The sequence below is a fragment of the Microcoleus sp. PH2017_35_SFW_U_B genome, assembly GCF_020737865.1.
In the GTDB taxonomy this organism is placed as follows: Bacteria; Cyanobacteriota; Cyanobacteriia; order Cyanobacteriales; family Microcoleaceae; genus Microcoleus.
In genome coordinates this window covers 63,029-89,909 of the sequence record NZ_JAEQDE010000083.1, presented here as the reverse complement: position 1 = coordinate 89,909, position 26,881 = coordinate 63,029, and the positions used below count along the sequence as shown (strand labels likewise).

The following is a 26,881-nucleotide window of genomic DNA, read 5'->3' as shown; positions in this document are numbered from 1 at the left end:
AATCCTGTCTCTGGTAAGGTTCGGGCTTTCTTCTCGAACCGCTCGAAACGAGCCGGACTTTCCAAAAGCCCCCGCTTTTAAGCGTGGGGTTCCTTACTCTATACTGTGGGAAGGTCGAAAAAAAGGAAGTTTTCATGCAACTGACGTACAAATACCGCCTCAAACCTACGAAAGCCCAACTAGCAACAATTTCGACTCATCTAGAGCTTTGTCGCCGGCAGTACAACTACCGATTGAGTGAAAGATTCAGATGGTGGGAGTCCACAAGAACGCCTGTCAATGCCTGCCCTTTAATTGCTTCCATAGTGCCTGTTGAGGAAATTTACCAAAATATTCCTCTGACTAGAGTGCAAACTAGAGATGGCAGAAAGAAAGATGAATCAGGCAATCCTTTGACCAGGAAAGGTGATGTTTTCTCGAATATTGAAGGCGGATACGTGCAGTGGCAAACCATCCAGTTAGCCGATCTAAAAAATACTAAAAAGCTATTTCCTGATTACAAAACTTTGAATTCTCAAGTTTTGCAGGATGTGATTAACCGAGTGGAAACTTCCTTTTCAAATTTCACCACACCCGACAAAAATGGCAATCGTAGAGGCAAGCCCCGATTTAAAGGATTTCACTACTACAAATCTTTTACTTATCCTCAATTAGATAATTTAGATATCGCCAAGGATGAGCAAAATAGGATTTGCATTAACCTTGCCAAAATAGGTCAAATACCGATGGCATTCCATCGTCCAATACCAACAGGATTAACGGTTAAGACGGGGACAGTTATTAGAGAAGCGGACGGGTGGTATATTTCCCTGACGCTAGAAGATAAGACGGTTCCCGTGCCGGTTGCAGAAATTCAACCGACTGATGAAAACACTCTTGGTATTGACTTGGGAATTACTAATTACGCTTACCTTTCTAATGGCGAAAGAATTGAAAATCCTAGATTCTTGAGGAAATCTGCCGAGAAATTAGCAAAACTTCAGGCGAAGCTAGCTAGTAGAGTCAAGGGTTCTAAACCTTGGCAAGTTATAAAAAGCAAGATTTCTAGACTGCATCAATTTGTAGCTAGAGCGAGACTTGATTTTCAATTCAAGACGGCACATGAATTGTTTCGTAAATGCGATGTTTTGGTGGCTGAAGATTTGAGTATCAAGAATTTGACAAGACGCGCTAAAACTAAAACCGAGATCGACAATGGTAATTTAGTTTATTTGCCAAACGGTCAATCTGCCAAAAGCGGCTTGAATAAATCAATGCTTGATGCTGCTCACGGTCAGTTTGCTAATGTTCTCAAGTATGTTGCCTGGAAATTGGGTAAAAATCTTTTGTTTGTCGAGCCGAAGGGAACTTCTCAGTATTGTTGGAATTGCCTCAATAAAGTACCAAAAGAGTTATCGGAAAGATGGCATTCTTGTCAGTGCGGTGAGTCTTTGGATCGAGATGAAAATTCAGCCAAACTTATCAAGAAAATTGGTCTGAGCGATCAAAGTGGCGGGGGAACTCCGTCACTCAAAAAAGCCTTTGCAAAAAAGGAAAAAGAAGCCTGCGGTCTAACTGTACTCAGTTGACCGTCAGGTTCGTTCACGGTCGTTCAAAAGATGAAGCAGGTTTGAAATCTTCTTCAGGAACGCCCTGCAAAGCTTGGCTCATAAAATCGCGCCAAACAGGGGCAACGATTGTACCGCCAGTAGCACCGTAGCTCATCGGTGTGTAATCGTCGTTGCCTATCCAAACAGCCACCGACAACTGCGGCACGTAACCCACAAACCAGATATCCCTTTCTGAGGAAGTTGTGCCAGTTTTCCCAGCAGCGGGCCTCCCAATTTGGGCAGCCTTGGCAGTACCGTTGTAAATTACTCCTTGCAGGGCGCTGTTGACGGATGCCGCAGCCCAGGCGTTGAGAACTAATTTTGGTTTGGGCGTGTTGTCAAGCAAGACGTTGCCGCTGCTGTCGGTGACTTGCACGATAAATGTGGTGTCGGAATGCCAGCCGTTGTTGGCGAAGGTAGCAAAAGCTCCGGCCATTTCTAAAGGAGTGAGGTCAACTGCACCCAAGGGTAAAGAAACTACGGGTTCCATGGGACTTCTGATGCCGAGCACCCGGCAAATTTCAATTACTTTATTCAATCCGACTTCTTGGCCGAGCTTGACAGCGGGAATGTTCAGTGATACTTCCAAAGCTCTGCGGATGCTGACGGCACCGGAGAAGCCGCCGCCGTAGTTTTGAGGGTAGTAGTATCCGTCGCCGTCGCGGTAGCCGACGGGGGAGTCGTAGACAACTGAATCGGGGCCGTATTTGCCTGTAGCAAAGGCAGCGTAGTAGATGAAGGGCTTAAAGGAAGATCCGGGCTGGCGGCGTGCTTGAATGGCGCGGTTGAATTCACTCTTTTGGTAATCGACGCCACCAACCATTGCTTTGACGAAGTGGGTGCGGGGATCGACGGCTGCTAGGGCAATTTGACCTTGGTCGCGATCGTAAAAAAGTCCTTGATAGTAAAGTCGATCGTGCCACGCTTTGACGGTTTCTTCGGCGATGCGCTGTAGTTTGAGGTCGATCGTAGTTTGAACGCGCATTCCACCCTTGAGGACGGCATCTCGCCCAAAACGCCGTGTCAACTCCTGGACTACGGCTTGTGTGACGTAAGGAACTTGAGAGCCGCCAAAAGAAGTGATTTTGCCCAGCTTAATTTTTTGCGCTCGGGCGCTTGCTTCTTCAGCTATTGTAATCCATTTGAGTTCTCTCATCCGGGTTAAAACGATTTCCTGCCGTTCTTTTGCCAACTTGTAGTTGACAAAAGGACTGTATTCTTCGGGAGCGGAAATTAAGCCGGCCAGCATCGCTGATTCTGCAAGGCTCAAATTCTCGGCTGACTTGTTGAAATAGCTTCGAGAAGCTGTCTCTACGCCGTACAAGTTGTGACCTAAATAGATTTGATTTAGGTACAGTTGCATAATTTGGTCTTTGTTAAGAATTTGCTCCAAGCGGATAGACATTACCGCTTCAGCTATCTTGCGACTAAATTTTGATTGGGGAGATAGAAACAAGTTCTTGACTAGCTGCATCGTCATAGTCGAGCCGCCTTCAACGGTTCTACCTTTCTCTAGGTTGACTATGAGAGCTCTGGCTATCCCGCCGGGGTTGATACCTTTGTGGGTAAAGAAGTTGCTATCTTCGATCGCCAGAACAGCCCGTTTCAGGTTCGGGGAGATTTTTTCAAGGGGTACGACATCCCGGTTAGCTTCATCGTGGATGCTGGCTAGGGGGCGGCCGTTGATGTCATAAATGTGGGTAGTTTCGGTGGGAGAGTAGGTTTGCAAGATGCGAACATCTGGCAAATTGCGGAAGCTGATCGCTAGGCCAACCAGTCCGCCGGCGACTACGGAACTGGCAAGCATGGTCATGCTGAGTATGGTTCCGGCGGTCACTTTGCTGACTGACTGAACAAACTCGAATACAGGGGCTGGGTTTTCCGTATTTTTGCGGACTGCGTTGGTTGACACGTGGATTTCACTTCCTCACTCGATTTGGGGTTTAAGACTTTTAATTTTAGATGGCAAGGCTGGAGGCTGTCAGTTGATCGATTTTAGATTTTAGGTTTTAGATTTTAGATTTTAGATTTACTCCACTGATAAATTTAGGAGTTTGAACCTTAGTCTAAAATTGTGGGATGTCCGCGACTCTTGTCGGGGCTGGTATCCCTTTCTGGATGGGTTTGCTAATAAAAGCTGGTCAGCTTTGAGATTATAGTAGCTTGATAGTTGTGTGTTTATGTGTCAATCAGTGAGTGTAACTAATTCTGCTGCACTTTTGCAAAATATAATGATGGACGATCGCTCTTTTATGATTTCTCCTAACTTTTCTGGAATTTACCGCGGCATCAGCGAGATTTTTCCCGATCGACCTGATTCTAGCAACCCTGACGAAAATCTGGCCCAACTGCTGGAAAAAGTCGATCGACCGTTGCGAGTCAAACTGGGAATCGACGCCACAGGGGCGAACATTCACTTGGGACACAGTATTTGCTTCCGCAAGCTGCGAGCTTTTCAGGATGCAGGCCACACGGCGGTACTGGTCATCGGAGATTTTACCGCAAGAATTGGCGATCCGACTGGGAAGTCGGAGACGCGCGCTCAGTTGACAGCCGAACAAGTGGCGGAAAATGCCAAGACTTATTTAGACCAAGTGCGTCCGATTCTAGATTTTGACACGCCCGGACGTTTGGAAATTCGCTATAACTCCGAGTGGTTGTCAAAATTGGACATGGCGAAGATTTTGGAACTGCTAGGCACGATGACGGTGCAGCAGATGCTCGCTAAAGAGGGATTTGATAACAGGATGCAGCAGGAAAATGCGATTTATTTGCACGAGTTTCTATATCCAGTAATGCAGGGTTACGATTCAGTAGTGTTGGAAGCCGATGTGGAGTTGGGGGGAACTGACCAAAAGTTTAATATTGCGGTGGGAAGAGATTTGCAGCGGCATTTTGGGATGAAACCGCAGTTTGGTTTGCTGATGCCGATTTTGATCGGGACTGACGGCGTGCAAAAGATGTCGAAGTCTTTGGGTAATTATGTAGCTTTGTCGGAAGATCCGCTGACGATGTATTCTAAGTTGGAGAAAATTGCCGATCGCTCGATCGCCCAGTATTTCGAGCTATTGACAGATTTGCCGCTTGATGAATTGCCAGAAAATCCGCGCGAAAAACAGAAACTTTTGGCTGTGGATGTGGTAAGTCAGTATTTTGGGAAGGAAGCGGGCGATCGGGCACAACAAGATGCGATCGCGCTAATCAAAGGTGCGGCGGGACAAGCTGATGCTGTGGCGGAGTTTTCTTTAGCAAGCGTGGAGTTTCCGGCCAAGTTGTTTTATATTCTGAGTGCTAGCGGGCTTTGTAAGAGCAGCGGCGATGCACGGAAGTTGATGCAGGGCGGCGGAGTGAAGTTGGAGGGTGAGAAAGTTTCGGATGTTAATCTTACCTTTGAATCACCAGGTGATTTATGCGGTAAAGTTTTGCAAGTAGGCAAAAATAAGTTTGTCCGCTTAGTGGATTGAGTTGGGATTTGTTAACCGCCATTGGTGTCAACTTAAGTCTATAACCCTTGATAAATCTCGCTTTGCTCCGAGGCCAGATCCCCCTAAATCCCCCTTAAGAAGGGGGACTTTGAGAATACTCTTGTCCCCCCCTTCTTAAGGGGGGTTAGGGGGGATCTAGGCCCGAACCTCAAACAGCAGTCTGTGACTACGTTTGATGTTTTGACACCAATCTACTATGAAGTTCTTACTACGAACGGTACTATGATCGCAGATAAAATTATTGTTCCTTTGGATGTCCCCAGTCAAGAAAGTGCGATCGCCCTGATCGACAAACTGCCAGATGTATCATTTTGGAAAGTCGGTTTAGAGTTATTCGTTAGCTGCGGGCCGGCAATTATCGAGATTCTGAAAGAACGGGAAAAACGGATTTTTCTCGATTTGAAATTTCACGATATTCCGAATACTGTGGCGGGTGCTTGTCGTGCTGCTGCTAAATACAATGTAGATTTATTGACCATCCATTCTACTTGTGGTAAAGATGCTTTGAAAGCGGCACAGTCAGCTTTGGTAGAAGGGGCGGCGGCGGTTGAGAAACCGACTCCTAAATTGATTGCAATTACGCTGTTAACGAGTTTGAATTCGCGACAGTTGGCTTTCGAGTTAAAGATACCTTTAGAGTTGCCGGAATATGCTTTGCACATGGCATTGTTAGCTAAGGAAACAGGTTTAGCTGGTGCTGTTTGTTCTCCCCAAGAAGCGGAACAGTTAAGAATGAGTTGCGGGGATGATTTTTTGTTGGTTTGTCCGGGGGTTCGTCCAAAATGGGCTGATGGAGGCGATCAAAGGCGATCGATGACTCCGAAGGCTGCTTTAAAAGCTGGTGCTGATTATCTGGTGATTGGGCGGCCGATTACGGCGAACGACGATCCGGTGGCGGCTTTTGCGCGCATTTGTGAAGAGATTGGATAAGTACAGATGAACACAGATGAAATTTTATCAGCGTTCATCTGTGTTTATCTGCTAACATCTGCGATCGCAAGTCCGACTTTGGCTGCTAATTTTGTCACAAATGCCGATCGCAGTATAAACGCAAGTCGGTACAGTTTGTTAGCGCGATCGCCCTGTCCGGCTGATTTGGAAGCTTTAGTCGATCGCCTGTTGCAGGATTTGCCGAGTTATGCTAACCGGGTAATTGTGCGATCGGGCTTTGCTCCTAACAATTCTAGGGCGATCGGTGACGTGCAGCGTCAAATAATTTTAGCAGGTCGCCCGGAGTTTGAACCGCTACCTTTAAATTTTGCAGAAGCACTTCCCGAAAATGCCAGTCAAGTTTTTATTACTACTTTGGAACTGCAATATCGCGGAGGAAAGCGAGTCGAGATTCAGCAATATCACTGGCTGTTTTTAGCTAAAACAGAGAAGGGCTGGGAATTAGTAAAAATTGTTTCTAGGTTTGGTACAGTGGCGGATGTTAGTCCGTTGTCGCCGGCAGAAAACGAAAAAAGCGCAATTGCTGAGGCGATTCGTTTGTGGTTGCGAGATTGTTATGCAAAATGAGAAAGTATCAAGGGTTGAGAAGTTCATACACCAACACATACAACTCGAAAACCACAGTCATGATAGTCAAATTCCGGCGTATTGAAAAAGCGAAAAGCAGAACGGCAATTCCTCGGATGGTAAAGCCACGACCCCCCGCGCAGCACCCTTGCTATTTTATTATTTTGAGATTTTACTAATAATTCAATAGAATTTTGATAGCGATTATCATTACATTTTTCATCCCAGGCGCTACCATCAGTTGGTGCTCCGTAATAGCTACCGTGCCAGGGGTCAACGCACCACTCCCAGACGTTCCCGTGCATATCATATAAACCAAAAGCATTGGGAGAAAAACTGCCTGCATCTGTAGTTTGTTCTCGATACTGACTTTTTGGTGAATTATTGTAAGAGTAATTACCGTTATAGTTAACAATATCTGTAGTAATTGTTTCACCAAAATAGAACGGTGCAGTCGTACCAGCACGACAAGCATATTCCCATTCTGCCTCAGTGGGCAAGCGATAATTGCGTCCAGTATGTTTAGATAACCTAGCACAAAATTCCACCGCCTCATACCAAGAGACATTTTCTACTGGTAGGTTATTGCCTTTGAATTTAGAGGGGTCTGGGTTGAGATGATATTGAATTTGTGGCAATTTAGCAACGGCTTTCCACTGTGCTTGTACGATCGCATATTTTCCGAAAAGGAAAGGTTGAATTGTGACAGGATGTTGAGGTTTTTCTTTATATTGGCTTTCTGCTTCAATGTCTGGCGCACCCATTGTGAAGGTTCCACTGGGAATTCCTATCATTTCTAACTGCACGCCATTTTCCAAGTCTTCAGTAAAGGATTTGAAGTAAGAGGCTTTTGGTTTAAATTTAGCTGATATTTTATTAGCTGCTGCTGAAGAATGAACGGGTTTTGCTGGCGGTAGTGGTGCTAATATTTGATTGGGTAATACTGAGATTGAATCAAGAGCTTGCAATACTTCTCCTGCTGATTGATAGCGCGCACCAACTGGAAATAGTATCATTTTATCTAAAATTTTTGCCAAGTCCTTGTTGAGATGAACTGTCTTGTTTTTCCAGTTCCATTGCATTTGCATCGGATCGAAAAGTTCATCAAACAAAATTCCATTTATCTCTTTCAGGAAACATCCGGTTAATAACCGAATGCAAGTTACACCAAGACTGTACAAGTCACTCGCTGGAAAAACATGACCTTGCATTTGTTCCGGTGCCGCATAACCAGGAGTGCCAGTTACAGTTCCCACTTTAGTCAAAACACTACCGCTCAATTCCTTGGCAACTCCAAAGTCAATCAATACTAAAGAACCGTGAGAATTTCTAATGATGTTTTCCGGCTTAATGTCTCGGTGAATTACCTTTTGGTTGTGAACAAAATCTAATATCGGTAGCAATTCATTCAGTAATTGTTTAATTTGTTTTTCGCTAAACTTTCCCTGCTGCTCTAATTCTTTTAATAAATCCTCACCGTCTATAAATTCTTGTACTAGATAGAAGCGTTTATTTTGTTCAAAAAATGCCAATAGATCGGGGATTTGAGGATGTTTGCCTAAATCTCGCAGTCTGACTGCTTCTTGTTTGAATAACTGCGTCGCTTTCTGGATGGCGGCATTCCCTTGTAGTTGCGGGAGAAATTGTTTGATTACACAAATTGTATCGAGTCGATGTTCGTCTACGGCTTTGAATGTACGGCCGAAAGCTCCTTCGGAAATGTATTTTACTGCACGGTATCTGTCTCCGAGTAGCAGTTTGTTTCCGCATTTTTGGCAGAATTGGGTGATGGGTGGGTTGGGATGGAGGCAGTCGGGATTAAGGCATTGACTCATAATTTTTTTTGGTTTAATATTTTTAGATTAACATAATTTACCTATTTTAATACCAGTTGCCAACAAGCTACTGTTTGACGATTAGACCCTCGATCCCCCCTAGCCCCCCTTAATAAGGGGGGGACAAGAGTGAACATCAAAGTCCCCCTTTTTAAGGGGGATTTAGGGGGATCGAGACTCTGGTAAAAGCGAGATTTATCATGCTCTCTTTAACTTACCGCTTTGAATTCATCCAATTTAGCTTTTACTGCCTGCATATCTTGCCACATAAACCATTTTGGTGTTTCCGGTTCGCGGGAGGGATTTCGCAACAAGTATGATGGGTGAAAAATTGGCATACACAAACGTCCTTCCCATTCAATCCATTGACCTCGAATTTTACTAATTGGTCGCTTGTCGCTTAACAAACCTTTTAGGGCTGTAGCACCAGTTAATAAAATGATTTTGGGGTCTAAGATGCGAATTTGTTCGAGCAAGTATGGTTTGCAAGCTTCGATTTCTTTTGCTGTGGGAGGGCGGTTGTTGGGAGGGCGACATTTGATGACGTTGGCTATGAATGCGTCGGTTTCTGTGCTCAATTCTACGGATTCTAAAATCTTATCTAACAGTTTGCCCGATCGCCCTACGAAGGGTAATCCGGTTTCATCTTCATTTTGTCCGGGCGCTTCTCCCACAATCAAAATCGAGGCTTGAGGATTGCCGCGCCCGATGACGGCGTGAGTGCGGGTATTTCCCAATTCGCAGCGGTGACAGCGGTTGCAGTGTTCGCCGATTTGTTCCATGTTTTGATAGGTGCCGGCGGGAATGGGAATTTTGGCATTTGCTGGTATTGAGTCGTTTTGGAAAGCAGCACTTTGATTGCTGTCAAAAAGGCTGAGTTGCAAGTCGCTGGACATATGTTTAAACAGTTGATAGTTGACAGTTGACAGTTGATAGTTGATAGTTGATAGTTGATAGTTGATAGTTGACAGTTGATAGTTGATAGTTGATAGTTGACAGCGAAAATCCGATCTAGGTTTTTGCTCTAATTGTGCACCGTCAATTGTCCGCTGTTAAAGATAGAGGGGATTTTGGGGAAGCTAGAGTTATAGTTTAGATCGGGTTTGCTCGTACAGGCAAAAATATGTTCTCTAACCCGTTTTTTGACGATCGCGCCGATGCAGGCGAAAAACTGGCCGAGGCAGTTGCAGGCGAGCTCGGCAAGTTGAATTTAACAACACAGGATACTATTAAACCGATTGTTTACGCCTTGCCACGCGGGGGTTTGCCGGTTGCTGTACCGATTGCGCGCCGCTTGGGCTGTGCTTTGGATGTGGTTGTTGCCAAGAAAATTACTCGCCCAGATAATTTGGAATTGGCGATCGGGGCTGCAACTGCTGACGGCCAGGTTCTCTGGCAAAAGCAAAATCAGCAAAATTTACGCTTGCAAAAATCAGCACTCCAGCAGGCTGAAAATAGCGCTCAATCTCTGTTGGCAGATTTGGCTTCGGGACGGCCCAATGTCAGCGCAGCGGGGTCTTTGGCGATTTTAGTGGACGATGGGATTGCGACGGGGATGACGGTGGCTGTGGCGGCGCAGGCTTTGCAGTCGCAGCAACCGATGGCTTTGTGGATTTGCGCGCCCGTCGCCCCGCCAGAGTTGATGGGATTTTTGGCGCAAATCGCCGATAAGTCGATTATTCTGGAGACTCCTCACCCTTTTTACAGTGTCAGCCGCTTTTACGCCCAGTTTCCGCAGGTGGAGACGGCGGAGGCTTTGGTGTGTTTGCAGCGACAGATTGAATGGCGATCGTGAGTTAAGCTAGAAGGCTAAATCCAAAAGCTCGATCGTTAAAACATGAGAAGTTGGGAATATTGGTTGAACACTGTGATTCTGTCTAGCCAGCAAAATCCGCCTCGGTTTGTTGAGTTGGTGATGTTGACTTTGGCGATGATTTTTCTCGGGCTGTGGAGTGTAACGTTGCAGTGGCAGTATTTAACGCTGTCTTTGAGTTATATCATTGGTTCCTCTTTCTCAATTTTGGTGCGGGAATATATCGGGCCGCGGCCTCAATTTCAGTGGACTCATTTCACTGCTTTGTTATTGTTAATTATCAGTTTTTATAGTTTTGCTGAATTGATTAGATAGTTGAGGGGTTGTGAAGGAACCACCGGCGGGCCAGACGCCTGTTCCACCACAGAATCACCACCACAGAATCACAGGCGAGACGCCTGTTCCACTACAGAATCACCACCACAGAATCACAGGCGAGACGCCTGTTCCACCACAGACTACAGGCGGGAGGATTATTTTAGATTCTAATGGGATTGATGCAAAATTAGGCGATTTCCGGCGGGATCGAAGGCATAGATTTCTAAACCGTGTGAGGCTTTGATAATTTCTCCGGCGGGGGGATATCCTAAGGCCCAGATTCGGGCGATCGCAGTTTCTATATCGCTGACTTCCAAACACAAACTCATGCCTGTTTTGGCTCGATTTGCAAATTCCGATTTGTGGGAATCTTTGGGTTTGAATATGCCGAGTCTCAGACCGGGGAGTTGAAATTCAGCATAATTATTGGGAATGTAAGGGTTTGGTTCTAGGTCGAGAAATTTGGTGTAAAATTTAACTAGAACTTCTTTGTCAAGGTCGGCTAAAGTTACTAGGGCGGCGCTGTATTGGAAACTCATATAAATGGGTAATGGGTAATTGGTAATTGGAGATTGGGGGAATTGGCAATGGGAAAATCGCTTTACCTATGCAATAGATTCCCCTTCTCAAGTCTTTCGATTACCCAACTTTCAACATCTTCTTCTTGAAGAACCTTTGCACCAAGTTCTGAGTACGTCGAGGTAGCTTGCTGATAATTTTGCTGAGATTCTTGATAGTTATCAGCGTCTTTTTTTGGCGGTAGTGCCATGATTGCAATAGGAAAATTAGGTTGACACTGTTTTACATCAGTAATCATCCAAAACAGAGATTTTTGCAGGTGTTCCGGTATCTTCACCTCAAATGATACACCGTGTGCTGCCAAGTAAGGTTGCCCATTAGCAACAACTGCATCAAACTTGTGAGAGTCTCGACTACCCTGCACGGAATAACTTGTTTTTAGGAGTTCTTTAGCATCATTTTTCACGTACTTTTGAAAAACATTTCTAAATTTAGAAGTGGTCAATCTTGCAGCATCTTGGCGGTCACGTCGATGCGGCTTTTGGGAATTCAAATCTACCAAAAAATTACTAGCAATATCTTCTAGTAAACTATCGACATCTGCTAAGGAGCCACGAGGTTCTGTCCACTGAATACTATTGAGCCAATCCTGGGCAATTTTATTTAAACGTTCCTGATAAGGAGCATTTGGGTTATCCCCAGGAAAAATCAATCCACAGTCAGCAGCTTGGGACATTCGCTGAGCAAACTCTTTCAAGAAAGTAACATCTTCCATGCCAAAATGCCGCACCCGCTCCCAGTTTGTGAGAAACTGAACGCGCACCTGTTCTTCGTTAAAAGCAACAACGCCAATATTAATCCGTTCGTTAGCAATTGGATTGGGAACGTATTGAACGATACTATACTTGCTTGCCATTGTTTCCGCCTTTTTGTCTGACAGTGGCTATAAGAGCGCCAGTAAATCCTGTCTTCTTTTAACAATATACTCTACCATGGTAACACGCTCGTCAATTGTAAATCCCCATTCCCTGGGCGGAGCAGCCACAGCTTGAATAATGCTTTCTTCGCTGACAGCATCGAGAAGCATAAGTCCCTGGCTAATCTCCTCTGGCTTTAGTTGACATTTAGAAACAAGGTGGGGGTTTATCTCAGCATTAGCAGCTTCGAGCAAGTCGCGCTGGTTCCACTTTGGGCCGCCTGGAAAGAAATGACCGTGGTCTACAGAGTAAACTAAATTGGGACGAAAATTTTGATAGATGAATTGACAGTCATTAGCATATACCCATCCGTACAGCAAAATCAGCAAAGCAAACCTTTCGCGGTTTTCGGGCTGGTTTGTGTGCTTGATTTCTTCTCTTTCGGCAGAACATTTAGGGATGTAAAGCGTAGCATGAGCCGTTCCAGGAGTAAGATAAGAAAATCTAGAATCTTCAGCAATTAGTTCCTCATAAATTTCAACAATACAAGGTTCTCCCACAGGTGCTCCGATTGCGATACCGAGTCTTGCTACCACCTGATCGTTGACGATTTGACGCCCTGCTTGTTGCCCCTTGATGACATATTCCCGCTTATCAATGCCCCGTGCTAAAACTGGACGTGCGGCAGAAGCCCACCCTGAATGAAAGGTAATGATAATTATCGGATCTTCAGCTCGATCGATTCCGGCTTCTAAACAATCTTTCCACCTTTTTCTTCTCTCTTGCTTAGTCTCTGCACTATCGCTCACAATAATTTTGCAGTCATAAATTTGCTGGAAAATTATACATTATCACTTTAGATAGCAAGACTCAACGATTTTTTTTCTCGTGCTGCGAAGGAGACAAAGGAAGAGGAAAGCAAGAGTTCGCGAAAAATTCGGCAAGGATTGCTACACATTCTTAAAATCCGCCAATTCGTCCGACTATTTGAATTTTCCCTTGTCCGTCGCTTTTAAGAATCACAGCTTCGCCGCTTGGGGGAAGAATATCTGTAATTGCTGTAATATTTACTTGATGAGTTACCAGAATAACCGCGCCTTTTGTGTTGCGGTTGTCAACAATTAATTTGCGGATTGTCGCTGTTTGTCGGGCTTCTTGGCTGCTGTCGCTAAAGAACGAGTTAAGTGTTCTTAATGGCTCGACTTTGCCTAAATTTATTAGTTTTGCTGTTTCCAGACACCGACACCACTGACTTGATAAAACTCTGGCAATTTTGATGTTGCGGTTGCGAAATTCGGCTCCAATTTGCTGGGCTTGGGTTCTTCCCTGGGCTGATAAGTTGCGCTGGGTGGAACAGTCGCCCAATTTAAAGTTAGCAGGATCTCCGGTTCCAGGGGCGATCGCGTGTCGCATTGCCACCACCAACCCTGTCTCGCCCCGCTGCAACAATTGCCATCCGGCTTGAGTCTCGGCGTTGGTTGCTGCGTCAGAAGTTGCAGTTGCATTGATTATGCCGATCGACAATACTAAAGCTAGCGAGCCCAAAAACCATTGACCGTTGAGGTGAATTCGCGCAGCCATTGTTCCAGAAGCTAGAAATTATCTTATCATATTGTAATACAACAAATATTTCTCTATGGAACTCACCAATTTTATTGCTCTGTCTGTGATTGTTGTGGCTGCCCTGGGGATTGGCATGGGAACAATGACTTGGGCTTACTCCGGTAAGGGCAGCATTTCGGTACTGTTTAAAGAACCTATTTTAAACTCGCCAGAATTTCCCGATACTGACAGCGGTAGGAAAGCTGCGGCTTATTTCCAAGCTGGAATTGAGGCTTATCAGTCGGGAAATTACCGCAAAGCTGAAGATAAATTTACTAGCGCCATACAAGAGGTTTCAACGGCAGAGGCTTACCACAATCGCGGTTTGATTTTTGCGAATTTGCGATCGGATGGTGAGGCTGTTGCAGATTTGATCCGTGCTAGCGAATTATACCAAGAGCAGGGTAATGGAAGTGCGATCGACAGCATCAAACAAAACCTGGAAGCGTTGAAGCAGCGCAAGTTAGAACGGGAGAAGCAAAAATAAATCAAAAAATAATAACGAAATTCCCGGCTTTTTTAAGAAGTCGGGAATCAGAGAGGGCAAGCTGAATTTACGTTTGCTGCCAATCAAATTTAAATATTAGTTATGATTTTAAAATAGTCTTGTATCTTCGATTCTGTCAATTTGAGCAATCAACATTTCTCGGCTACAAGCAACGTGTCGATAATTAGTAATTGGATCGTAAGCTTCCCATTCTTGAGTTACTTCGCGGTCTTGCCACATAAACCATTCGCGGTAAATTTCGCCTTCATCAATATCGGCGCATACAGCCAGCCAATCATCTCCTCCCAAACTGCTGTAATCTCCTCCCACTAAGTCGATCCAAGCAGCAGCGATACAATAGTCCATGTTACTGTGAGAATTCATCCCATGATTGTTGGAATTAATTTTTTGAGAGTGTACGGAAGTTTCGGGGAAGCAAAGAGTAGATTTCATATGTATTTCCTGAATGTCATGTTGTTACTTTAGAAAAAATCCCTGAGTCATGGTGTTCGCCAAATGCCACTATCCGTACCTTCACACTTTTTCGCTCGATCGCGGATGACGGGCGATCGCACTCAAACGTTTGTCCTGTATAACTTGAGAGTGTGTTTCTGCGTACAAGCAACAGACGCTAAATTCAGCCAATTCGCCAACTGGCACAAGGGCGAAGCTGGAACCCATAGTTAGGAATCACGGACTAAGGTTATACTTGCTGAGGGGGTTAGTTTCAGTACAGTTTGCAAAGTCGATCGATAATTAATCAGGTCAATATGCTAGAGCTTCACTGCCATACAACTTACTCCGACGGTACTCTCACCCCCAGCCAACTCGTAGCAGCCGCCGCTGCCTCAGGAGTTAGGGCTTTAGCCATCACGGATCACGATACGATGTCGGGTTGGGACGAAGCCTTCGCCGCCGCTAGCTTGTACAATCTAGAAATAGTACCAGGGCTAGAACTCAGTACGGTACATAACGGTCGATCGCTGCATATTTTAGGTTTTTATCCCGATGCAAATAAGCTGCGAGATCCTTTGAAAGCGCGCCTGGAAGGACGGTTTCGGCGATCGCAGGAAATGGTAGAAAAACTAGCAGCAATGGGATACGCGATCGAACTGCCAACAACATCCCCAGGAATGGCACCGGGAAGGCCTCACATTGCTAGCGCGCTGGTAAAAGCCGGTTACGCCAAATCATCCCGGGAAGCCTTCGATCGCTGGCTGGGAGATGACGGCCCGGCTTACGTGCATTACGAGAAATTCTCGATCGCAGAAGGCATCGATTTACTCAAGAGTTGCGGCGCAGTACCAGTCTGGGCTCACCCTTATTTGTTTCGCGGCGGCGCTGTTGAGGAAGTCTTGAAAGAATTAGTAGATGCTGGTTTAATGGGAGTTGAAGTATACCATCCCAGCCACAGTTCCAGCCAAATTCATAAGTTAAAACAATTGTGCCTCGATCGCGGTTTGCTGATGACAGGTGGCAGCGATTATCACGGCCCCGAAGTAGAAAGAAATGAAAGGAAAGGTGTTGAAACTACTCACTTGAATATGCTGCATATACCGTTAGAATTGCTCGAACCGATTAAAGTTGCAGCGGCGAGTTTAAAATAGTTTGTAACTTTTTGGGCGGGCTAGAAGCCCACCCCACAATAATTTGAGTATAACTGTAGGGTGCGTGCCTCAGTTTTTATCAGAGTAAATCTGAATAATCAAGTCATTCTGACGCACCCTACTACTGCGGTTTCTGTATCAATAAAATATTGGGCAAAAACTCTACTGAAAACCAATAAAAATCAAAATCAACATAAATTAATGTGAAGTTAGCGAGCAACTTCTGTTGAGCTAATGTTAGGGTGGTAGTAGCGTTCAACTACTCAATGGAGCTGATTATGAGTACAGAAGACAGAGCAAAGGCGATCGGCAAAAACGTAGAAGGCAAAGCTCAGGAAATTTTCGGTAACATCACGGGCAATAAGAAAGACCAGGCAGAAGGCAAAGCAAAACAAGCGGAATCCGCCGCCCGCCACGCAGCAGAAGATGTGAAAGATGCGGTAAAAAATCTGACGGATAAGGCCAAAAAGGCGATCGACAAATTGTAAGCTGTCGGGCATCTAGATTGTATTTTTGGGGCGGGCTTCCCGCCCGCCCCAAAAGATTTTAATCAAAATTAAATCTAAGATTTAGAGGCGTCTGGGCAGATAAAATATTAAAGCTATTCCTTATTAAGAGGTATGAATGGATTCTATTAGAGTGGAAAGATTACGCTGTCTGGCTGACACTGGCTATATTGAGTTAAAGCCTATAACTGTTCTTCTTGGGCAAAACAGTTCAGGTAAGAGTAGTTTTCTGCGTATTCTTCCTCTATTGAAACAAAGCCTAGAATCTAGAACAACTGGGCCAATACTTTGGTCAGGTCGCCTAGTTGACTTCGGTAATTTTGAGGATGCTCATCAAACAGGAGCAGAAGATAATATTGAATTTTCTTTTAACTTCAAGCTCGAATCAAGACAGTTTCCCTCTGCTAGAGATTTTTCTTACTTTCTTTTTTCGGGAGAAGCAAAGATTTTAAACACTTGTGATATAACGTTAACTCTCCAAGTCTCAGAAAATAAAAAGAAAGAAACAACAAGAACAAGTAGAATCTTTTTGCAGCTTGAAGATTCAAAAATCCAATTATCTTTTGGTGAGGATGATTCTCTAACGGACTTTTTCGTAAATTCATTTAACGTTTTAAATTTGGGTAATAAATATGTTACTAGAAAATTTGACAGGAGTCTGATTCTGCCAACTATTACTGAAAGTGAGCAAAAAAAAGAATATGAATTTGAAAAATCATCCTCACTATCTCCTGGTTTTGTGAGATATCGTTCTCGCTTCAGAGCTTTATTTCAAGCTTTGATAGACAAAACCAAAGAGACGGCTCATCATGCAACTAAGTTAGAGACTATTATTCAAATGGCACTCTCTTTTGGTCTCGGCAACTCAGAAAATATGTTAAAAGATATTCAAGAAAATAATATTGCTGGCAAATCTTGGAAGAATAAAACTAAGAATTGGACAGTTGAGACAAAAGATTTTAAAGATTTAAGGGATCTGATTATCGCAAATGCGATACCTTTTATTCTTGAAAAATGTGATGATACACTAGCGAACTTCTCAAAGAATATTAGCTATATTGGGCCAGTACGAGCTACAGCAGAGCGTTATTACCGAACTCAAGATTTAGCTGTTGATGAAGTGGATTACCAAGGTAATAATCTTGCAATGTTTTTACGCAATCTAACTGATTCAGAAATGAAAAACTTTTCTACCTGGACTTTAGATAATTTTGGATTTAAGCCATCAATTAAATCTAGCCTTGGTCACATTTCAGTAAAAATTCGTTCTAAAAATTCTGATAAATACCTGAATGTTGCTGATACTGGATTTGGTTTTTCTCAAATTCTTCCTGTTATTACTCAATTATGGTTACTAAGTTCATTTCGTCGAGTAAACCGAGGAACAATAACCTACGCTATTGAGCAACCTGAGTTACATCTTCATCCCCGTCTGCAAGGAACTTTAACAGATGCATTGGTTAAGTCAATCAAAGCAGCTAAGGAGAAGAAGATTCAGCTACGTTTAATGATTGAAACCCATAGTGAAGTATTGGTAAATCGCCTCGGACAATTAGTTTCCGAAGGTAAAATTTCTCCTGATGAAATCAACATTGTTTTATTTGAGCCATGCGATAAACCAGGAGAAGTAAGAATAAGAAACTCTCAATTCAATTCAGATGGGTATCTTTTAAACTGGCCGCTAGATTTTTTCGAGATGGAACTTGTATAAATGCTAATTTTGATTGATAGCTCTGTAGTAGATAAGGGAGATGAAAATACTTGGGACGATGAGACTGTTTTGGCTTTAGAAAATCTTGCATCTGCCCGTCGGGAAGGTAAGCATATAGTAATGGCTAAGAGAGAAACTTTTAAAAAAATTGCTCAATGCTCTCGTTTATCTCAATTTGCTAGAAAAATTTACCATAAGTTATACAACCAATCTACACAATTTCAATCCTATCTTTCGGCGGTAACAAGATATATTGAAATTGTTAATCCTTGTTATGAACCAGCAGTGATTTCTGATTCAGGTAAGCAAATTATTAAAGTTGGCCCACGTTTTTTTAATGATTCAGAGTCTGTACAGAAAACCATACTCTTGTGTGAAAATAGTGATGATGCTGTTTTATACGAAATTATAGCAAAAGTTTATCTTATATGGAAAAAGATGAATGTAAAAATAGTATGCGAACCTAGAGGTGGTGGTGGTAATACAATTTCTAGTGAGTATATTAATATTCAAAAATTTAAAAAACGCTTTTGCCTTTGTATTGTAGATAGCGATAAAATTGCTCCTGATGGAAATCTAGGCTCGACGGCATCTCGCCTCCAAGCTTTGAGCGATTCTACTTGTATAAATACGGAAAATTTTATTCTTGATTGCCGTGAAGTTGAAAACTTAATACCTAATTCAATTTTATCTGAACTGTGTTCCAAAAATCAGGAAAGACTCAAAGCATTAAAATTTTTTGAAGATATTAGTAGTAGTGCAGTCGATATTAGGTATTTTTTAGATATAAAAAAAGGAACTAGAATGAAGGAAGTTATTCAATCAAGTAACCCTAATATTAAGTCTTTTTGGGAAGTAAAGATTTCTATGAGTCCCCATATATTAAGTTGTATAGATAATTGGTGTCAAGTTAACTGGCAATGCAGTAGTAGTGGAGAATGTCAATGTAAAATCTCACTGGGATTTGGAGAAAGTACGCTCAGCAATACCGTTGAATATCTTAAACAAAAAAGTCCTCATGAGATTGCCAGAATAATTGATAAGTCCATGGTTTCTGATTGGGAAAAGATGGGACAGGTTGTGATGAACTGGTGCATTGCTGAAAGTCCTATTCGTGCTTGATACTTTGCTATTACTTGTTTATTTATAAAGGCGAAGCGCCTAAATCTGCGGTTAAAAATCCGGTTCCGCAGCTAAAAGTTCGATCGCCAAATCCATCTTATCCTTCCCCCGCGCCAGAAAACCTTCGCACTCCTGCAAACACTCCACAGCCACCGCAAACTGCTCAAAAACCTCCTCTAGAGGCAACTCTCCCGACTCCACTCGATCGATAATCGCCTCAATGCGATCGACCGTTTCCTCATAATTCCAGCCAGACTGACGCAACTGCGAGTTAACCATAATATTTATTCAGCATCCAAAACTTCCACAATTTTAACCTTCAGCACACCGCGACTCAACCTCACCGTCAACTCCTCGCCCAATTCCAAACCCTCAGTTTGGCGGACAATCGTACCGTCACCTTGGATTACCGCCGCATAACCCCTTTCCAAAACCGCCGCCGGATTTAGCGCCGCTAACTTTTCTTGCAATATCTCCAGTTTACCAGTTGCTTGCCGCAAAGTTCGCGATGTCGCAGGCAACCGTTTTAAGCGATTTTGTAGCTGTTGCAAATGCTGTTCTTCTTGCTGAAATCTTGCCCTCACAACACTTGCTAAATTCAGCATTCTCTGCCTGTGTTCCCAGTAAATATTTGCCAAAATTGGTACGGCTTGGGTAGCGGCCGCCGTCGGAGTATGCGCTCGTTTATCTGCTACTAAATCTGCCAGAGATTCGTCTCTTTCGTGGCCGATGCCTGTAATAATTGGAATTGTGCAATTCGCGATCGCCCTGACGACTCTTTCATCGTTAAAACAAGCCAAATCCTCCGCAGAACCGCCGCCCCGCCCTAAAATTATGACATCCGCCCTACCGTCCAATTCTACACGGGCGATCGCCCTAACAATCGCAGCAGCAGCCAAATCCCCCTGCACTCCTGTCGGCGACAGCAACACCTGCAAACCCGGATATCTCTGCGCTAACGTGCGCTGAATATCCCCCCAAGCAGCACCAGTATCCGATGTCACCACCGCCACAATCTGCGGGTGTGCGGGAATCGGGCGCTTTCTGGCGCGATCGAAGAAACCCTCAGCTTCCAAGCGCGATCGCAATTGCTGCAACCGCAAAGCCTCCAATCCTTCCCCACCCGGTAGCGATTTGGAAACAATCAACTTGTAATCCCCGCGAGGTTCGTAAACCTGAATGCTTCCGAAAACCAGCAATTGCTCGCCTTTTACGGGCATTCGTCGCAAGTTTTGCTGTTGATAAGTCCACACCACGCAGGTAATCGCAGCGCTTGTGTCGGGATCGCGTAGAGTGAAATAACAGCCGCTGGAATGCCGCGAAACGTTCGACACCTCGCCCGTTAGCCAAATCGATCGCAGGTTGCGATCGCCCTCCAGCAATTCTTTCAGGTATGATGTTAGTCCGCCCACCGATAACGTTGTGTCAGGGAAAATTGAATTCATTAAACAATTGTAGATTTGAGATTTGAGATTTGAGATTTAGGCTACTATATCTAAGGTATTTATTTGTAGGTCTATCCTCTGCGAGGGCTTCTCTACCGGCGAAGGTAAATTAACAGCAAACAAACTAATGATATCAGATGTCATGACTTCGATGAATGTGCTGCGCCAAGAGGCTGCGGCGATCGGCATTACTGATGCCGAAGCCAGAAAATATGGCGATCTCAGACATAAAAGAACTTGGTCTTTGGCGATCGAACATCACCTCTCGATGCAAGATTTTGCCGATCGCGAAGCCCTCGAAGAAGATCGCACAGCATCCGATTCTGACAGCGCACTCAGCCGCTCTCAGACTGAAGAGTCGAAAGACTACGGCATTCAGCTAACGGCGAACCTGGGTGAATCTGGAGTCAAAACAGATAACAAAACAGCATCTGGGGCTTCGTTGCAACAGCCAGGAATGGCGATCCTCTTCGAGGGCTTCGCTAACGGGCGATCGCCCAACAATTCCGATTACCGCACCAACCCAAACAGAGGTTTTAAACAAGTAGTTCAAAACCACATTAAAGCATTGACAATTTCCTCAGCATCCCGCACAATTCAGCTAAATTCACAACTCAACAATTGGGTTTGTCCCGAGTGCAGCCCCGAGGGCGAATCGGGTTGTCACCTGTGCGCCGGAGAAGGCAATGTCAGCGACATTGCAGCTATTGGCTGGACACTAGCTTATATGGAAATGTTGGGATGTTCTGCTCGCGAAATAGAACCGCTCAGGAAATTTTCGCCTGCGTCCGAAACTCTAGAATTGAATTTAAAATCTTGTGTTGCTATCAAGAAAAGTACCGAAGTTAATTGGTAATTGGTAATTGGTAATTGGTAATTGGTAATTGGTAATTGGTAATTGGTAATTGGTAATTGGTAATTGGTAATTGGTAATTGGTAATTGGTTCTCAAAAAAGTGAGGTATGCCCTATGCCCGGTTTGCCCTATGCCCAATCGTCCGCGAATCTTTCGCTCGAAAGGCTATAATATCACATCATCATCCCCTCATTTCCGGTCGCTGACAAACAACACGGATTCTAGTTTTTTTAAAGCAACTTCTAAATCGTCGTTGACAACTTGGAAGTCGAATTCGCCCGCAGCTTCAATCTCCTCTTTAGCCCGCAGCAACCGACGGGCGATCGCACTTTCGGAATCTTGACCCCGACTCCGCAGCCTGCGCTCCAATTCTTCCCAAGAAGGAGGTAAAATAAAAATTCGCAAAGCTTCAGAAAACTTATTTCTAATTTGCCTTGCTCCTTCGAGTTCAATTTCCAGGATTACCCATTTTCCCTCGCCGATTCCCTGTTTGAGAGCAAAAAATGGAGTACCGTAAAAATTGCCAGCAAACTCAGCCCATTCAGCCAATTCGCCAGCCTCAACCATTTCCTCAAAACGGCTGCGGCTGACAAAATAGTAGTGTTGTCCCTCAATTTCTCCCTCGCGGGGCTTACGAGTTGTCACCGATACCGAAAGATATAATTCGGGATGGCGGTTGAGGAGCGATCGCACTAGGGTGCCTTTCCCCACACCGCTAGGCCCCGTCAGAACAATTAATTTACCGGATTTCATTTTTAGAAGAGAAACGTGTCACAATTTGAGTTTTCGCTTACTCTAGACTGTAAGTGCTCAAATTGCAACCAACAAACCTCAATCATCCCGACCTTGACCGTCTTTGCCGATCGCAAAACGATTAGCAACCGTTTCCGGCTGAATCGCCGAGAGGATAACGTGACTCGAATCAGTAATAATTACCGCCCTCGTGCGGCGGCCGTAAGTAGCATCAACCAGTTGTCCGCGCTCCCGCGCATCAGTAATTATACGCTTAATTGGCGCTGACTCGGGACTGACAATGGCAATCACTCGGTTAGCCGACACAATATTACCAAAGCCGATATTAATTAATTGAATATCCATGAATATCTCAATCTATAGGTGAACAAGTAACTATCAATCCTTACTTATTATCATATATAAATACATTTTTTCTGGCAAGTTAAAATTATTCATAACAAAAAGTTTTAAATTTTCACCTTCATTTTTTGCTCTTTTTTGAAGCAGAGTCTGCCAATCTTTATCAAAACTTTAAAAAACTACCGCTGGTGACCGCTGGATGTTAAAGATTCGGTAAAATTCTCAATTTTTCGTTGCGAATAAAAGCTTTAGCTGTATGGAGAAAACCGCCAGTAAATGTTGCGAAATATAAAGGAAGTTTCAGGTGGAGGGAAAGTTAAGTACCATCACTGATTAATGATAGAAAATATTCACGAAAGGCAGTTTATACTGACAGTATTGAGATTGATGCTGCTTTGATGGGCCTTCAAGCTAATCCAAAAGCTGCTGGCGATTACCTACGGGATAGCCACGTGGCGCATACATCATCCCCAATTTTTCACAAAAAGATTGGGGATGATGTGCCAAACTACAGATGTTTGTTGCATGATGTTCTACAAAAAAAATGTTTCGTAGTGAGGACTTTAGTCCTATTAATACCAATTTAAAAGTGTTACTATAACCCTTCGATATTGTTCTTATAAAATTAGGTACGTTGTTGGGCTTTAGCCCTCTTTAGAAGTATAGATAAAGGAGGCTCAAGCCCAACAACGTACCTTTATTTATTAATATGAAAGTTGCGTCTAATACGCCATCCGAACTTTAAGGGATTAGGGATTAGGGGGAATCTACCTTAAGTGAACTGTATTGGATTATATGTAAATAAAAATTATAGGACTAAAGTCCTCACTACAAACTTTTTAATCCCGCTTTTTAGCGGGATTAATGCAGATAAATTTACCTGCATTAATCCTCAATTATTGGACAGTTTGTTAAGCCGCAACTAAACCGCTGTGTCTCAACAAAGCTTTAGTGCTCGGTTCGCGTCCTCGGAATGTTTTAAACACTTCCATCGGGTGCAAACTGCCGCCCAATCCTAACACTGTATCTCGGAAGAGTTTACCTGTAGAGGCGATCGCACTTTCATCTTCCAAACCCGCCTCCTCAAACGCCGCAAAAGCATCAGCACTAAGGACTTCCGCCCATTTATAGCTGTAATAGCCCGCCGCATAGCCGCCCGCAAAAATGTGCCCGAAAGCGCACAAAAATGCGTCTTCTTCCAGAGGAGGCAACACAGTTGTCGTTTTAGCGATGCGGTTGCGAACATCCGCCACAGTTTCGCTGCCGCCCGATCGATAGCGGTGGTGCAATTCAATATCAACACTGCTAAAATGTACTTGCCTGAGCATGGCACTGCCGCTCATGTAGTGGCGCGCTGCTAACAGCTTTTGGTAATAGTGTTCCGGCAAAGTTTCCCCAGTTTGGTAATGTTTTGCCATCCCGAACAAAGTCGCCCTATCGTAACACCAATTTTCCATAAATTGACTGGGCAATTCCACCGCATCCCACTCAACATTATTGATGCCAGAAGCCCCCGGATAGTCTACCGTTGTTAGCATATGCTGCAAACCGTGGCCGAATTCGTGAAACAAAGTTTCTACTTCCACAAAAGTCATTAAACTCGGTTTCCCATCAACCGGAGGGCTTTGGTTGCACACCAAATACGCCACAGGTAAGCGCGTTGTTGTTTTTCCCGCTTCCACAAACTTAGCGCGCACCACGCACTCATCCATCCAAGCACCGCCGCGCTTTTCTTCTGGGCGGCTGTAGGGGTCTAGATAGAAATTGGCGATCGCATTTCCGGCTTCATCATCTATTCTAAAATAGCGCACGTCTTTGTGCCAGACAGGAGCTTGACCGTCCGTCGCCGTTACCGTCACGCCGAACAGCCGCTTTACTAATCCAAATAACCCCTCCAATACCTGCGGCAAAGCAAAATAAGGACGCAATTCTTCGGCACTAAAAGCAAACTTTTCTTCCCGCTGTCTTTCCGACCAAAAACCAATATCCCAGTGCTTCAAATCCGCAGATTCCAGCGCACCTTTAGAGCTAGCAAAAGCTTTCAATTCTTCTAAATCTTTGACAGCAGCATCGTAGCTAGCTAAGCGCAATTCTTCTAACAAAGCTTCCACTGCTGTAACGTTAGGAGCCATTTTGCTCGCCAAGCTCAATTCGGCATAACTGCTAAACCCGAGCAAAGCAGCTTTTTCGTGGCGCAGTGCTAAAATGCGATCGGTCAAAGGCCAGTTATTCAAATCTCCACTGCTAGCTCTGCCGATCAAAGCTTTGTACAACTTTTCGCGCAAATCGCGGCGAGTGCTGTGCTGCATGAAAGGCCCGTAACTCGGAAAGTCTAAAGTAATCCGCCAAGGGCCATTTTCGGCATCGGCATTTTCGGCGCCGGCACTGCGAGCTGCTTGAGCTGCTAAACTCAACAAACTCGGCGGTAAACCGTCAATTTCGTCTTTGTTTGTGAGGGTGATACTGAAAGCTTTGGTAGCGTCGAGGACATGATTGGAAAATTGAGTAGTAATTTCTGCCATTTCTAATTGAATGGCATTGAAACGCTCTTTTTGCTCGCCTTCTAAACCGACGCCGGAGAGTTGAGCATCTCGGAGTGAGGCTTCGACAATTCGTTGTTGAGCTGGCTCTAAACTGTCCCAATTTTCGCTGGCCCGCAGCGCTTTAAAACCTTCATAAAGCGGTTTGCTCTGACTGAGCTTGCTCGCAAATTTTACTACTTCTGGCTGCACTGTTTCGTGAGCCGATCGCAATTCCGGACTATTTTTCACCCCCATCAAATGTCCGACAATGCTCCAAGTCCAATTTAAACGCTCTCCGAGCCGCTGCAATGGTTCTACCAAGCCGCTCCAAGTCGGCTCAACAGAGGCTTCTAAGGCAGCTAACTCGGCTTCTAGTTCCGTCAGCAGTTGCGTAACGGCGGGGACTACGTGTTCTGGTGCGATCGCATCAAACGGTGGCAATCCTTTGCCAATTAATAACGGGTTATCAGTAACAGTTACGGTTGCGGTCATTTAATTTTCTTGTAACAGGTTGAAAACAGGTGAACTAGACAGATTACCTTTTCAATTTGTAACACAGTTGTCTAAAAAATTCGACTCCAGCCGGGAGAGGGAGAGAGGAGGAGAAGGGGAGAGGCGGAGAAGGGGAGAGGGGGGAGAAGGGGAGAGGCGGAGAGGGAGAGAGGGGGGAGAGGGGGAAAATCTTCCTTCTGAGTGATGACTAACGATCAATTACAACTGACTAAGGAACGAAAATTTAATAACTTATAGATATTTGTGGGATGGGCGTCCCGCCCGTCTTTTCGGGACGGGCGGGACGCCCATCCCACAATAATTAAAATTGTAAGTTATTTAATTCTCATTCCTAATGAACAATTACAACTGCGAACTGCCAACGGGTGTATCTCAGTTTTGCATTTGTAGTGCTGTCCCCGCTCGCGTATTGTACAATACGCGAGTGGGGACAGCACTGTAAAAAAAAATGCTTTTTGCCAAAACCAGATGCTCCCCTGCCAACTGCCAACTGTCAACTGTCAACTGTCAACTGTCAACTGTTTTGCAACTCCTTGACAACCGAGATTAAGCGCTTGAGATGAGGTTTGACAACTTCTTGCTGCTCGTGTTCCAAACGGTGAATTTGAGCTTGAACTACAGACAAATCCGGAGTCGATTGGTACGCAGGAGCTTGCACTTGGCTTTGCAGATTAGCCATAACTTTCTGGATTTCCAAAAATCGAGTATTTACTAATTCCCAGTCATCTCGGGTGAGAGCAGTTTCTGTCAAGCTCTTCATCGCACTTTGCAGTTGTTCTATCGCCTGTTCCACAGCTTCGATATTTGTCGGTTGGCCCACCGATAAATCTTGCATTTGTTCCCTCACCTGCTGGCGAACATCGAGCACAGCAGACGCCACAATTTCTTGCAAAGAAGCTACCGACTCTCCCAAACTCAGCAATTGCCGCTCAATATCGATCGACTCCTCAAAAGCTGCATTCCTAGGCAATGCAGCCATTTGCTGGCGCAGCGCTGCAATATCTGCTGACAAATGCCTCCGCAATTTAACAATTACCGTTACCGCCGTTTTTTCGACCTTATTTACAGACTTTTGTACTTGGGCCAATTCCGAAGTTTGATGAACCCGCACTTGCTGCTCGAACCGATACCGATTAGCCACATTCAGCGACAAAGCCAAGGTTAGGGGAGCCACCCCGTAAAAAGCTTGACCAGACACTGCCACCGCCAAGGAACCCAAACCAGAGGCCGCCAGAGAGGCGTACTCTGCCACCTCCAGCCAGTGCCTTTGAGGAAAACTTGGCCTCAAGCGGTTTCTAACAGAGGGGTTTGGCTTCCGCACGGCTCTTTGGGTCATAGTATTTTCTCGTTGTTGGTAAGGTTGCGAGACTGGGTGGAGCATTCATTTATATCCTTTTTTCAGTTATATGTTTTTGATTATTG

General features: G+C 44.5%; 28 protein-coding genes. 12 read left to right on the top strand and 16 right to left on the bottom strand.

What is annotated here, in order from left to right; translation table 11 throughout:
- Positions 1-134: 134 nt before the first annotated feature.
- On the top strand, positions 135-1,568 hold the full coding sequence (locus tag JGK36_RS23130) for a transposase (RefSeq protein ID WP_293176098.1): 1,434 nt from the start codon (positions 135-137) through the stop codon (positions 1,566-1,568).
- A 13-nt stretch (positions 1,569-1,581) separates the two neighbouring features.
- On the opposite strand, the gene JGK36_RS23125 is transcribed toward JGK36_RS23130, so the two are convergent.
- Positions 1,582-3,501 (bottom strand): transglycosylase domain-containing protein, encoded by a 1,920-nt coding sequence (locus JGK36_RS23125; RefSeq protein WP_293176100.1) that lies wholly within the window; start codon positions 3,499-3,501, stop codon positions 1,582-1,584.
- A 319-nt stretch (positions 3,502-3,820) separates the two neighbouring features.
- Between JGK36_RS23125 and tyrS the strand changes: the two genes are divergently transcribed.
- From tyrS to JGK36_RS23110, 3 genes are all read left to right on the top strand, one after another.
- The gene (gene tyrS / locus JGK36_RS23120; RefSeq protein ID WP_293197101.1) at positions 3,821-5,053 is read left to right on the top strand and encodes a tyrosine--tRNA ligase; all 1,233 of its coding nucleotides are present in this window, start codon (positions 3,821-3,823) and stop codon (positions 5,051-5,053) included.
- 243 nt (positions 5,054-5,296) lie between these two features.
- Positions 5,297-6,004: an orotidine-5'-phosphate decarboxylase gene (pyrF, locus tag JGK36_RS23115; protein ID WP_293197100.1), complete on the top strand. Its 708-nt coding sequence runs from the start codon at positions 5,297-5,299 to the stop codon at positions 6,002-6,004.
- 6 nt (positions 6,005-6,010) lie between these two features.
- Entirely contained in the window at positions 6,011-6,592 is a 582-nt protein-coding gene (locus JGK36_RS23110) for a hypothetical protein (protein WP_293197099.1), read from the top strand.
- Between the two features lie 23 nt (positions 6,593-6,615).
- Here JGK36_RS23110 and JGK36_RS23105 read toward each other — a convergent pair whose 3' ends face one another.
- Both JGK36_RS23105 and JGK36_RS23100 read right to left on the bottom strand, forming a co-directional pair.
- The gene (locus tag JGK36_RS23105; RefSeq protein ID WP_293191182.1) at positions 6,616-8,427 is read right to left on the bottom strand and encodes a bifunctional serine/threonine-protein kinase/formylglycine-generating enzyme family protein; all 1,812 of its coding nucleotides are present in this window, start codon (positions 8,425-8,427) and stop codon (positions 6,616-6,618) included.
- A gap of 209 nt (positions 8,428-8,636) precedes the next feature.
- Positions 8,637-9,323 carry a uracil-DNA glycosylase gene (locus tag JGK36_RS23100; protein WP_293176108.1) on the bottom strand — a complete coding sequence of 229 codons (687 nt, stop codon included), beginning with the start codon at positions 9,321-9,323 and terminating at the stop codon, positions 8,637-8,639.
- Between the two features lie 227 nt (positions 9,324-9,550).
- On the opposite strand from JGK36_RS23100, the gene JGK36_RS23095 reads away from it, so the two are divergent.
- Together JGK36_RS23095 and JGK36_RS23090 are read left to right on the top strand one after the other, a co-directional pair.
- Positions 9,551-10,222, top strand: coding sequence for a phosphoribosyltransferase (locus JGK36_RS23095; RefSeq protein WP_293176110.1), 672 nt, complete (start codon positions 9,551-9,553; stop codon positions 10,220-10,222).
- Between the two features lie 42 nt (positions 10,223-10,264).
- On the top strand, positions 10,265-10,555 hold the full coding sequence (locus JGK36_RS23090; protein WP_293176112.1) for a hypothetical protein: 291 nt from the start codon (positions 10,265-10,267) through the stop codon (positions 10,553-10,555).
- A gap of 170 nt (positions 10,556-10,725) precedes the next feature.
- On the opposite strand, the gene JGK36_RS23085 is transcribed toward JGK36_RS23090, so the two are convergent.
- The 4 genes from JGK36_RS23085 to JGK36_RS23070 form a co-directional block, all read right to left on the bottom strand.
- Positions 10,726-11,097: a VOC family protein gene (locus JGK36_RS23085; RefSeq protein WP_293197098.1), complete on the bottom strand. Its 372-nt coding sequence runs from the start codon at positions 11,095-11,097 to the stop codon at positions 10,726-10,728.
- Positions 11,098-11,159: 62 nt separating this feature from the next.
- Positions 11,160-11,993 (bottom strand): DUF3037 domain-containing protein, encoded by an 834-nt coding sequence (locus tag JGK36_RS23080; RefSeq protein WP_293176116.1) that lies wholly within the window; start codon positions 11,991-11,993, stop codon positions 11,160-11,162.
- A gap of 27 nt (positions 11,994-12,020) precedes the next feature.
- A complete protein-coding gene (locus JGK36_RS23075; protein WP_293197097.1) occupies positions 12,021-12,803 on the bottom strand; it encodes a HipA family kinase in 783 nt (260 codons plus the stop codon).
- A gap of 151 nt (positions 12,804-12,954) precedes the next feature.
- A complete protein-coding gene (locus JGK36_RS23070) occupies positions 12,955-13,575 on the bottom strand; it encodes a histidine phosphatase family protein (protein ID WP_293197096.1) in 621 nt (206 codons plus the stop codon).
- A gap of 55 nt (positions 13,576-13,630) precedes the next feature.
- Between JGK36_RS23070 and JGK36_RS23065 the strand changes: the two genes are divergently transcribed.
- Complete coding sequence (locus JGK36_RS23065) at positions 13,631-14,083, top strand: hypothetical protein (protein ID WP_293176122.1); 453 nt, start codon at positions 13,631-13,633, stop codon at positions 14,081-14,083.
- Positions 14,084-14,191: 108 nt separating this feature from the next.
- Here JGK36_RS23065 and JGK36_RS23060 read toward each other — a convergent pair whose 3' ends face one another.
- Positions 14,192-14,536 carry a hypothetical protein gene (locus JGK36_RS23060; RefSeq protein ID WP_293197095.1) on the bottom strand — a complete coding sequence of 115 codons (345 nt, stop codon included), beginning with the start codon at positions 14,534-14,536 and terminating at the stop codon, positions 14,192-14,194.
- 81 nt (positions 14,537-14,617) lie between these two features.
- Complete coding sequence (locus tag JGK36_RS23055; protein ID WP_293176126.1) at positions 14,618-14,764, bottom strand: hypothetical protein; 147 nt, start codon at positions 14,762-14,764, stop codon at positions 14,618-14,620.
- Between the two features lie 89 nt (positions 14,765-14,853).
- On the opposite strand from JGK36_RS23055, the gene JGK36_RS23050 reads away from it, so the two are divergent.
- The 4 genes from JGK36_RS23050 (at position 14,854) to JGK36_RS23035 (ending at position 19,029) form a co-directional block, all read left to right on the top strand.
- Positions 14,854-15,690 carry a PHP domain-containing protein gene (locus JGK36_RS23050; protein ID WP_293176128.1) on the top strand — a complete coding sequence of 279 codons (837 nt, stop codon included), beginning with the start codon at positions 14,854-14,856 and terminating at the stop codon, positions 15,688-15,690.
- Positions 15,691-15,968: 278 nt separating this feature from the next.
- Positions 15,969-16,178 (top strand): CsbD family protein, encoded by a 210-nt coding sequence (locus JGK36_RS23045; protein ID WP_293197093.1) that lies wholly within the window; start codon positions 15,969-15,971, stop codon positions 16,176-16,178.
- A gap of 136 nt (positions 16,179-16,314) precedes the next feature.
- Complete coding sequence (locus tag JGK36_RS23040) at positions 16,315-17,907, top strand: AAA family ATPase (RefSeq protein WP_293176132.1); 1,593 nt, start codon at positions 16,315-16,317, stop codon at positions 17,905-17,907.
- Positions 17,908-19,029 (top strand): hypothetical protein, encoded by a 1,122-nt coding sequence (locus tag JGK36_RS23035; RefSeq protein ID WP_293191179.1) that lies wholly within the window; start codon positions 17,908-17,910, stop codon positions 19,027-19,029.
- Between the two features lie 51 nt (positions 19,030-19,080).
- Here JGK36_RS23035 and xseB read toward each other — a convergent pair whose 3' ends face one another.
- Both xseB and xseA read right to left on the bottom strand, forming a co-directional pair.
- The gene (gene xseB, locus JGK36_RS23030; RefSeq protein WP_293176136.1) at positions 19,081-19,308 is read right to left on the bottom strand and encodes an exodeoxyribonuclease VII small subunit; all 228 of its coding nucleotides are present in this window, start codon (positions 19,306-19,308) and stop codon (positions 19,081-19,083) included.
- A 5-nt stretch (positions 19,309-19,313) separates the two neighbouring features.
- Positions 19,314-20,474, bottom strand: coding sequence for an exodeoxyribonuclease VII large subunit (gene xseA / locus JGK36_RS23025; RefSeq protein WP_293197092.1), 1,161 nt, complete (start codon positions 20,472-20,474; stop codon positions 19,314-19,316).
- Positions 20,475-20,601: 127 nt separating this feature from the next.
- Between xseA and JGK36_RS23020 the strand changes: the two genes are divergently transcribed.
- Positions 20,602-21,330, top strand: coding sequence for a hypothetical protein (locus JGK36_RS23020; protein ID WP_293201123.1), 729 nt, complete (start codon positions 20,602-20,604; stop codon positions 21,328-21,330).
- Here the strand turns inward: JGK36_RS23020 and JGK36_RS33965 are convergent.
- The 5 genes from JGK36_RS33965 to JGK36_RS23000 form a co-directional block, all read right to left on the bottom strand.
- On the bottom strand, positions 21,320-21,415 hold the full coding sequence (locus JGK36_RS33965) for a hypothetical protein (RefSeq protein WP_363319166.1): 96 nt from the start codon (positions 21,413-21,415) through the stop codon (positions 21,320-21,322). The genes JGK36_RS23020 and JGK36_RS33965 overlap by 11 nt on opposite strands.
- Before the next feature lie 103 nt (positions 21,416-21,518).
- Entirely contained in the window at positions 21,519-22,082 is a 564-nt protein-coding gene (gene gmk / locus JGK36_RS23015; protein WP_293176145.1) for a guanylate kinase, read from the bottom strand.
- 78 nt (positions 22,083-22,160) lie between these two features.
- Positions 22,161-22,427, bottom strand: a complete 267-nt coding sequence (gene remA, locus JGK36_RS23010; RefSeq protein WP_172193250.1) for an extracellular matrix/biofilm regulator RemA — start codon at positions 22,425-22,427, stop codon at positions 22,161-22,163.
- A gap of 908 nt (positions 22,428-23,335) precedes the next feature.
- On the bottom strand, positions 23,336-25,438 hold the full coding sequence (locus JGK36_RS23005) for a M3 family metallopeptidase (protein WP_293176147.1): 2,103 nt from the start codon (positions 25,436-25,438) through the stop codon (positions 23,336-23,338).
- A 535-nt stretch (positions 25,439-25,973) separates the two neighbouring features.
- Complete coding sequence (locus JGK36_RS23000; protein WP_293191172.1) at positions 25,974-26,795, bottom strand: hypothetical protein; 822 nt, start codon at positions 26,793-26,795, stop codon at positions 25,974-25,976.
- Positions 26,796-26,881: the final 86 nt, after the last annotated feature.

What these genes read in the sequence shown, in the direction of transcription:
- JGK36_RS23130 (WP_293176098.1), top strand. Translation starts at nt 135, where the DNA reads ATGCAACTGACGTACAAATACCGCCTCAAACCTACGAAAGCCCAACTA.
- tyrS (WP_293197101.1), top strand. Translation starts at nt 3,821, where the DNA reads ATGATGGACGATCGCTCTTTTATGATTTCTCCTAACTTTTCTGGAATT.
- pyrF (WP_293197100.1), top strand. Translation starts at nt 5,297, where the DNA reads ATGATCGCAGATAAAATTATTGTTCCTTTGGATGTCCCCAGTCAAGAA.
- JGK36_RS23110 (WP_293197099.1), top strand. Translation starts at nt 6,011, where the DNA reads ATGAACACAGATGAAATTTTATCAGCGTTCATCTGTGTTTATCTGCTA.
- JGK36_RS23105 (WP_293191182.1), bottom strand. Translation starts at nt 8,427, where the DNA reads ATGAGTCAATGCCTTAATCCCGACTGCCTCCATCCCAACCCACCCATC.
- JGK36_RS23100 (WP_293176108.1), bottom strand. Translation starts at nt 9,323, where the DNA reads ATGTCCAGCGACTTGCAACTCAGCCTTTTTGACAGCAATCAAAGTGCT.
- JGK36_RS23095 (WP_293176110.1), top strand. Translation starts at nt 9,551, where the DNA reads ATGTTCTCTAACCCGTTTTTTGACGATCGCGCCGATGCAGGCGAAAAA.
- JGK36_RS23090 (WP_293176112.1), top strand. Translation starts at nt 10,265, where the DNA reads ATGAGAAGTTGGGAATATTGGTTGAACACTGTGATTCTGTCTAGCCAG.
- JGK36_RS23085 (WP_293197098.1), bottom strand. Translation starts at nt 11,097, where the DNA reads ATGAGTTTCCAATACAGCGCCGCCCTAGTAACTTTAGCCGACCTTGAC.
- JGK36_RS23080 (WP_293176116.1), bottom strand. Translation starts at nt 11,993, where the DNA reads ATGGCAAGCAAGTATAGTATCGTTCAATACGTTCCCAATCCAATTGCT.
- JGK36_RS23070 (WP_293197096.1), bottom strand. Translation starts at nt 13,575, where the DNA reads ATGGCTGCGCGAATTCACCTCAACGGTCAATGGTTTTTGGGCTCGCTA.
- JGK36_RS23065 (WP_293176122.1), top strand. Translation starts at nt 13,631, where the DNA reads ATGGAACTCACCAATTTTATTGCTCTGTCTGTGATTGTTGTGGCTGCC.
- JGK36_RS23060 (WP_293197095.1), bottom strand. Translation starts at nt 14,536, where the DNA reads ATGAAATCTACTCTTTGCTTCCCCGAAACTTCCGTACACTCTCAAAAA.
- JGK36_RS23055 (WP_293176126.1), bottom strand. Translation starts at nt 14,764, where the DNA reads ATGGGTTCCAGCTTCGCCCTTGTGCCAGTTGGCGAATTGGCTGAATTT.
- JGK36_RS23050 (WP_293176128.1), top strand. Translation starts at nt 14,854, where the DNA reads ATGCTAGAGCTTCACTGCCATACAACTTACTCCGACGGTACTCTCACC.
- JGK36_RS23045 (WP_293197093.1), top strand. Translation starts at nt 15,969, where the DNA reads ATGAGTACAGAAGACAGAGCAAAGGCGATCGGCAAAAACGTAGAAGGC.
- JGK36_RS23040 (WP_293176132.1), top strand. Translation starts at nt 16,315, where the DNA reads ATGGATTCTATTAGAGTGGAAAGATTACGCTGTCTGGCTGACACTGGC.
- JGK36_RS23035 (WP_293191179.1), top strand. Translation starts at nt 17,908, where the DNA reads ATGCTAATTTTGATTGATAGCTCTGTAGTAGATAAGGGAGATGAAAAT.
- xseB (WP_293176136.1), bottom strand. Translation starts at nt 19,308, where the DNA reads ATGGTTAACTCGCAGTTGCGTCAGTCTGGCTGGAATTATGAGGAAACG.
- xseA (WP_293197092.1), bottom strand. Translation starts at nt 20,474, where the DNA reads ATGAATTCAATTTTCCCTGACACAACGTTATCGGTGGGCGGACTAACA.
- JGK36_RS23020 (WP_293201123.1), top strand. Translation starts at nt 20,602, where the DNA reads ATGATATCAGATGTCATGACTTCGATGAATGTGCTGCGCCAAGAGGCT.
- gmk (WP_293176145.1), bottom strand. Translation starts at nt 22,082, where the DNA reads ATGAAATCCGGTAAATTAATTGTTCTGACGGGGCCTAGCGGTGTGGGG.
- remA (WP_172193250.1), bottom strand. Translation starts at nt 22,427, where the DNA reads ATGGATATTCAATTAATTAATATCGGCTTTGGTAATATTGTGTCGGCT.
- JGK36_RS23005 (WP_293176147.1), bottom strand. Translation starts at nt 25,438, where the DNA reads ATGACCGCAACCGTAACTGTTACTGATAACCCGTTATTAATTGGCAAA.
- JGK36_RS23000 (WP_293191172.1), bottom strand. Translation starts at nt 26,795, where the DNA reads ATGACCCAAAGAGCCGTGCGGAAGCCAAACCCCTCTGTTAGAAACCGC.